The sequence below is a fragment of the Planctomycetia bacterium genome (genome assembly GCA_034440135.1).
In the GTDB taxonomy this organism is placed as follows: domain Bacteria; phylum Planctomycetota; class Planctomycetia; order Pirellulales; family JALHLM01; genus JALHLM01.
This window is the reverse complement of the sequence record JAWXBP010000347.1, coordinates 1-5,810: the sequence shown is the minus strand read 5'-3', so window position 1 is coordinate 5,810 and position 5,810 is coordinate 1. Positions and strand designations below refer to the sequence as shown.

Genomic DNA, 5,810 nt, shown 5'->3' with positions numbered 1-5,810 from the left:
GGTCTATCTCTCGGTGGCGGTGCCGGCGGCCTACGCCGGATCGATGACGATCGTCGTGATCAGCATGTTCGCCACCTACGCCCACTGGTTGGAAGATCCGCTCCGCGGCGGAGTGGGCGTCCGCCTACTATTCGACCAAATGGGCTACTTCGTGTGGGCGATCTACGCGATCCTCTGGCTGTCACTGGTGCTGGCCTGGCAGGTGGCCAAATGGACGGTGCAATCACCGGCAGCGACTGTGGGAGGCGTCTCCGACGCCGATGGCGACGACGTGGCCGAACCGAAACGGTCGCATACAATTTCGCCCGTTCCATCGGCGACGGAGTCGCCTCCCACAGCTTAGCGCGAAATAAGCCCATGACGAAATCGGCGGCCATTCGAACGCAGATCGCCCGGCTTCGCCAAGTTAACGCGACTTGACCGGCTGGCGGCGCCCCGTTGAAGAATCGGTGGTTGCTGATTCGATGTCCAATGCTGGCTCGGCACCGCTATGTCTTGTGGAAAGGACGCCCACGGCAATGGCCTGGTATCATTTCTTCACCACCCGTCCCAGCACGGCTCAGTTGATCAAGTTGGCCCACACCGTGGCGCGATCGCAACATCACCAGGTGCTGACCAAATCCCGCGGGACGGCTCTCGGCATGAGCCGCGCGGAATCCAATGGCTACGTCCGCGTCCAGGCGGCCACCGTGATGCGCAAAGAGCTGCGCCGCGTGATCCAGGTGAACCACGACCTCGGCGACTGGGCCTTCGACACGCTGCTGTCCCACTCGGTGGAAGCGGTCGTGCAGCTCGTCTCCGGCGACCTGCAACGGCTGCGGGCAGCCACCGCACCGGTGCGCCGAGCCGCTTAGCTCCCATCGCCTTAGCTGATGGTGACCTGACACACGAGATTGCCTAGAATCTCCCCCTGGCGACCAAGATCACGCCACGGAGGGAGATTTCATGCCGTTGCGCATTCGCTTGCTGGCGTCCGGTTACGCATTCGTGCTCATCGCGCTGGCGTGCTATTTGATCGCGATGGCGGCACTGGAAGTCGTGAATGACGCGACGAGACTTGCCCCCACCTGCTTGCTGCTGACGTATTTGGCGATCGCGCTGCCGCTTGGCTTTTGGGCCGCGATTAGTCGGTCGCGATCGTCATTTCGCCTGGCACTGTCCTTGTTGCCGGCGCTCGTCATGACGGTGTTCGTCATCATGGAGCACGTGGCCACTTATTTCTCGTATCAAGGCACATCCCTTGTTGACGCGATGGCACTTGGCGTCATAAGTTTCGTGTCTTATTTGATGCCGGTAGGAATCGGAGCCGCTGCCGGTTTCTGGCTACGCCGGCGTGGGCTGCAGGCAATTCACGTTGGCAAGGACACCGTAGCCGGACTGCCTTTGCGGTTCACCCTCTTTCAGTTGTTCTGCATCACGTTGGTCGCCGCTGCCGCGCTAGGCGCTCACCCGTTGCTCGAGGTCGCCTCCGGCCGCTTGATTGTCGAATTCGACGAGTTGTCGGATGAGCAAGTTCTGGAGTCGCTTGAAGCCGAACCGCCCGTCGTGGAACAAACTTTCACTGAGATCTGTTGGATGCTGTCATTCGCGATGCCGTTCTTGTTGATGTCGATGGTATCGATTTGGACAGCGTTCTCGGCTGACTCCTTCTGGAAAGCAATCGTTTGGGGCATGCCGGCGGTCGCATTCTGTTGCGTACTGCTGCACATGGATGACCTGGAACTTCTTGAAGCCGCTGTATTTGCACTGGCCTTCTATGCGTTGCAAATTACAACGCTGTGGGTGGTACGGTCCGCCGGCTATCGACTCTCATGGGCGGCTCGCGACGGCGTTTCGAACATCGAACTCGGTGAATTGCCCATGGCGATTGTCGAACCGGCGATCGCGTAGAGTTCATCAGCAAGGCGAAACGGAGTTCGCATGACCACGATTGTGTTGGATCGACCGGCGGAGCAACCGCGCTCCGGGCTGCGCGGGCCGGCGATTATGGATCGCTATCTGCTCTGGCAGTTCCTGCAGTCGTTCGTGATCTGCTTCGTCAGCCTGACCGGGCTGTACATCGTCTTCGATGCCTTCGCCAATCTCGACGAGTTCATGCGCGCGGCCGAAAAGCAGGGTTCCCTCGGGGCGCTGATGGGGGAATTCTATCTGTACCGGGCGTTGTTCTTTTTCGACCGCACCGCCGGCATCCTGACGCTCGTGGCGGCCATGTTTACTGTGACGTTTATTCAGCGCCACAACGAACTCACGGCGCTGATGGCGGCCGGCATCTCGCGCGGTCGGGTGTTGAAGCCGGTAATCATCGCCTGCATGCTGCTCAGTTTCGTCGCGGCCGCGAACCGGGAACTGGTACTGCCGCGGTTTCGCCGCCAGCTAGCGCGCAGTCCGAAGGATTTGCTTGGCGACGCCGCGCAGAACATGCGGCCGGTGTATGACAAGTCGACGAAGATCCTCTACGACGGCAAGAACACCTTCGCGGACAAGCAGCGGATCAACGATCCCAAGCTGCTGCTGCCGGCAGAATTGAACGCCTACAGCAGCCACCTGGTCGCGAAGGACGCGTTTTATCTCGAAGCGACCGCCGAACATCCAGCCGGCTACCTGATGTCGGGCGTTACGCAGCCACATCGCCTGGCGGAGCGCGCGACGCTGTCGCTCGACAAGACGCCCGTGATCTTCATGCCGGCCGAACATGCCGCCTGGCTCAAGCCGGACGAATGCTTTGTCTCCAGCGAACTGTCGTTCGAGCAACTCACCGGCGGCCGCAGTTGGCGGCAGTTCGCGTCGACCTGGGAATTGATCAAGGGCCTGCGCAATCCCAACTTCGACGCCCTGGCCGATGTCCGCGTGGCCATTCACGCCCGGTTCGTGCAGCCGTGGCTCGATATCACGCTGCTGTTCCTGGGACTGCCGTTGATCGTCGCGCGCGAGAACCGCAACGTCTATATGGCGATCGGGCTGTGTGTCGCCGTCGTGAGCCTGTTCATGCTCGTCATGATCGGCTGCCAGGCGATGGGCTCCGGCTACCTGATCGGCGACCCAGCCTTCGCGGCCTGGATGCCACTGATGATCTTCGCCCCCGCGGCAGCCTGGCTGGCGCAACCGTTCCGGGAATGAAGTCCCAACTCCAGCCCGTAGCGCCAGCGAGGGGGAGTTGACGCGGTTTACCGATCGAGCTGAAGCCCTCAGTTACAATGCTACGATGCAATTGAGAGCTTCAGCTCAAACGGCACACGACGTCAACTCCCCCTCGCTGGCGCTACGGGCTAGTGTGGCGTGCATTTCGGAACTGTTCATGTCCATCTACGCCCACTGGAACGTTGCGCCGGTCATCAACGCCACGGGGACGGTGACGCGATTGGGCGGCGCGATCATGTCGGAACGCGTCGTCGCGGCGATGTCGGCTGCCGCGCAGGACAGCGTTTCCATTGAACCGCTGCAAGCGGCCGCTTCACGGCGCATCGCCGAAATCACGGGCGCGGAGGCCGCGTTAGTCACCAGCGGCGCATCGGCGGCATTGACGCTCGGCGCAGCCGCGATCATGGCCGGCTTCGATCTTCGCGATCAGCAGCGATTGCCGGCGGGCCGCGGGTTGCGCCGGGAATTCCTCGTCGCCAGCGATCAACGCAACGCTTACGACCACGCCGTACGGCTGGCTGGCGCCAGGCTCATCGACGTCGGCTGCGACGAAACTACGAGCGGTGCGGGCGTGCGCGGCGTGGAGTTGGACGACTTTCGCCAGCAGCTCGCGGCCCGTAGCGCGGCCGGAGTTCTTTACGTCCACCGTCCCGGCGGCCAGCCCGCGCTGGCGGACGTCGTGAGCGTCGCGCAGGACTACTTCGCGCCGGTGCTCGTCGACGCCGCGGCGGAGTTGCCTCCGCGCGCAAACTTGAAATCGATTCCGGCCACCGGCGCGGAACTCGTCTGCTTCAGCGGCGGGAAAGCGATCGCCGGCCCGCAGGGCACAGGGATTCTCTGCGGCAAGGCCGACCTCGTCGCCTCGGCCGCGATGCAGATGCTCGATATGGACGACCATCCCGAACTCTGGAATCCACCGGCGGATTTGTTTCCGCGCGAACGCTTCGACGGCATGCCCCGACAAGGCCTCGGCCGCGGCTTCAAGGTGGCCAAGGAACAAATCGTCGGCTTGCTCGTGGCGCTCGACGAATTCATGGAGCGCGATCTCGTCGCCGAAGCATCGCAGCAACGCGACTGGCTCGAGCGTATAGCTACGCTGCTCTCGGGAAAACGCGCGCGCTGCGAAATTATCGACGGCGGCCACGCGGAGATTCCGCCATCGTTGGCGATTCACCTGGCCGACAACAACGCCACCGAAAGCGCCTTCGACTTCTGCCAGCGCCTGCGCAACGGCACGCCGCCAATCTATCTCGGCCACGCACGCCTGCGCGAGGGCGTGCTGCTCGTCAATGCGGCATGTCTGCGCGAAATGCATCTCAGCCCGTTAGCTGAAGCACTCGTCGCAGTAGTGCCGTGAACCTGTGGGAGGCGTCTCCGACGCCGATGAAGCGGACGCGGTTCTCGTTTCCAGGGTTGACCAGCGCTCAGACGTCAAACAATCGGCGTCGGAGACGCCTCCCACAGTCCGTTGTGCCAACTACGTCTTCGACGATTGCGCCGAAGGCGCCGAGAGACGGCAGATCAGTTCCTCCAGCACCAGCCTCGCGCGGTGATTTGATGAGCTGCTCCCCTTCATCGCCAGGTCAGCTTCCAGCAGCCAGCGCAAGAGCTGCGAGCCCCGTTGCCGGCCCAGGCGCATCAACTGTTTCTCGACCTTGCCGATCACAAACGGCTTCACGCCCGCTTGTTCCATCGCAGTCCGTAGCGACGGTTTGCGCCCCGCCGCGTCCCCTTGTTCCAGGACGCCGACCGCGGCCCCCATCTGGCGCAAGCTCCAGCCCAACGGTCCCAGCACCGCCAAAGGATGCTCGCCGCCGGACAACAGCCGATCCAGTTGCTGCAGCGCTTCGCTCGATTGCCCGCCGAGCGCCGCGTCGATCAACTCCCAGGCGGTTTTCGCCCGCCAGCCGCCGACCAGGTCGCGGACCAACGCCACGTCGATCGGCTGCTCGCCTGCGGCGGATGCAAGCTTCGCAAGCTCCTGATCCAACAGCCCCAGTTCCGGGCCGACGATATCGACCATCAACTCCGCCGCGGGGCGTTCGAGCTTCGCCTGATGACGCTCACCAGCCCACTGCACCAGCCAGCCGGACGCGCGATCGGCGCTCGGTCCTTTGCATTCGATCTGCAATCCGCTCGCCGCCACGGCCTTGAACAGCCGCGTATTCGCAGGCCAGGTCTTCACGTCCAGAATGAGCACACCAGTGTCGCGCGGCTTCGCGACGTAATCTTCCAACTGCGGGCGGAACCGGGTGACGAATTCATCGGCGTTCAGAACGGCGACGACGCGCTTCCCGGAACCGAACAGCGAGACCGTCGACAGTTCGTCCAGCACGTCGCGTAAGGCGACTTTCGTTTCCTTCTCGTCCAGCTCGTCCCAGGAATATTCGCCGTCCCCGTCGCCGAGAATGCCTTTTCGCAACCGCGACAGCACCAAGCGTTTCAGAAAAGCGTCGTCGCCATAGGCGACGCAAACGCCTGGATACGCCTTGGGGGGCGATTTCGACAGCCAGTCGAGGGCGTTGAGAGCGGCGGCCATGGGCTTGAGTATCGTGGATGGGAGTGGAGGAGGAAAGTAGTAGAGTAGAAGCGGAGCAAAGGAGTAAAGTAGGTTTCCAGAACTGGGCCTAGTTTGAATGCTTTGGGTGCCACTGGCGGCTCGTCCGCCAGTG

General features: G+C 62.7%; 6 protein-coding genes. 5 read left to right on the top strand and 1 reads right to left on the bottom strand.

The annotated features are described in order from the left end of the window. From SGJ19_20835 to SGJ19_20815, 5 genes are all read left to right on the top strand, one after another. Window positions 1-343: hypothetical protein (locus SGJ19_20835; GenBank protein MDZ4782700.1), on the top strand; the 343-nt coding region annotated here is incomplete at its 5' end. A 175-nt stretch (window positions 344-518) separates the two neighbouring features. Further along, the gene (locus SGJ19_20830) at window positions 519-854 is read left to right on the top strand and encodes a hypothetical protein (GenBank protein MDZ4782699.1); all 336 of its coding nucleotides are present in this window, start codon (window positions 519-521) and stop codon (window positions 852-854) included. A gap of 91 nt (window positions 855-945) precedes the next feature. Next, the gene (locus SGJ19_20825; protein ID MDZ4782698.1) at window positions 946-1,890 is read left to right on the top strand and encodes a hypothetical protein; all 945 of its coding nucleotides are present in this window, start codon (window positions 946-948) and stop codon (window positions 1,888-1,890) included. Window positions 1,891-1,920: 30 nt separating this feature from the next. Next, entirely contained in the window at window positions 1,921-3,117 is a 1,197-nt protein-coding gene (locus tag SGJ19_20820) for an LptF/LptG family permease (GenBank protein MDZ4782697.1), read from the top strand. Window positions 3,118-3,295: 178 nt separating this feature from the next. Next, a complete protein-coding gene (locus tag SGJ19_20815; protein ID MDZ4782696.1) occupies window positions 3,296-4,495 on the top strand; it encodes an aminotransferase class V-fold PLP-dependent enzyme in 1,200 nt (399 codons plus the stop codon). A gap of 120 nt (window positions 4,496-4,615) precedes the next feature. Here SGJ19_20815 and holA read toward each other — a convergent pair whose 3' ends face one another. Continuing rightward, window positions 4,616-5,677 carry a DNA polymerase III subunit delta gene (gene holA / locus SGJ19_20810; GenBank protein ID MDZ4782695.1) on the bottom strand — a complete coding sequence of 354 codons (1,062 nt, stop codon included), beginning with the start codon at window positions 5,675-5,677 and terminating at the stop codon, window positions 4,616-4,618. Between the last annotated feature and the right edge of the window lie 133 nt (window positions 5,678-5,810).

What these genes read in the sequence shown, in the direction of transcription:
- SGJ19_20830 (MDZ4782699.1), top strand. Translation starts at nt 519, where the DNA reads ATGGCCTGGTATCATTTCTTCACCACCCGTCCCAGCACGGCTCAGTTG.
- SGJ19_20825 (MDZ4782698.1), top strand. Translation starts at nt 946, where the DNA reads ATGCCGTTGCGCATTCGCTTGCTGGCGTCCGGTTACGCATTCGTGCTC.
- SGJ19_20820 (MDZ4782697.1), top strand. Translation starts at nt 1,921, where the DNA reads ATGACCACGATTGTGTTGGATCGACCGGCGGAGCAACCGCGCTCCGGG.
- SGJ19_20815 (MDZ4782696.1), top strand. Translation starts at nt 3,296, where the DNA reads ATGTCCATCTACGCCCACTGGAACGTTGCGCCGGTCATCAACGCCACG.
- holA (MDZ4782695.1), bottom strand. Translation starts at nt 5,677, where the DNA reads ATGGCCGCCGCTCTCAACGCCCTCGACTGGCTGTCGAAATCGCCCCCC.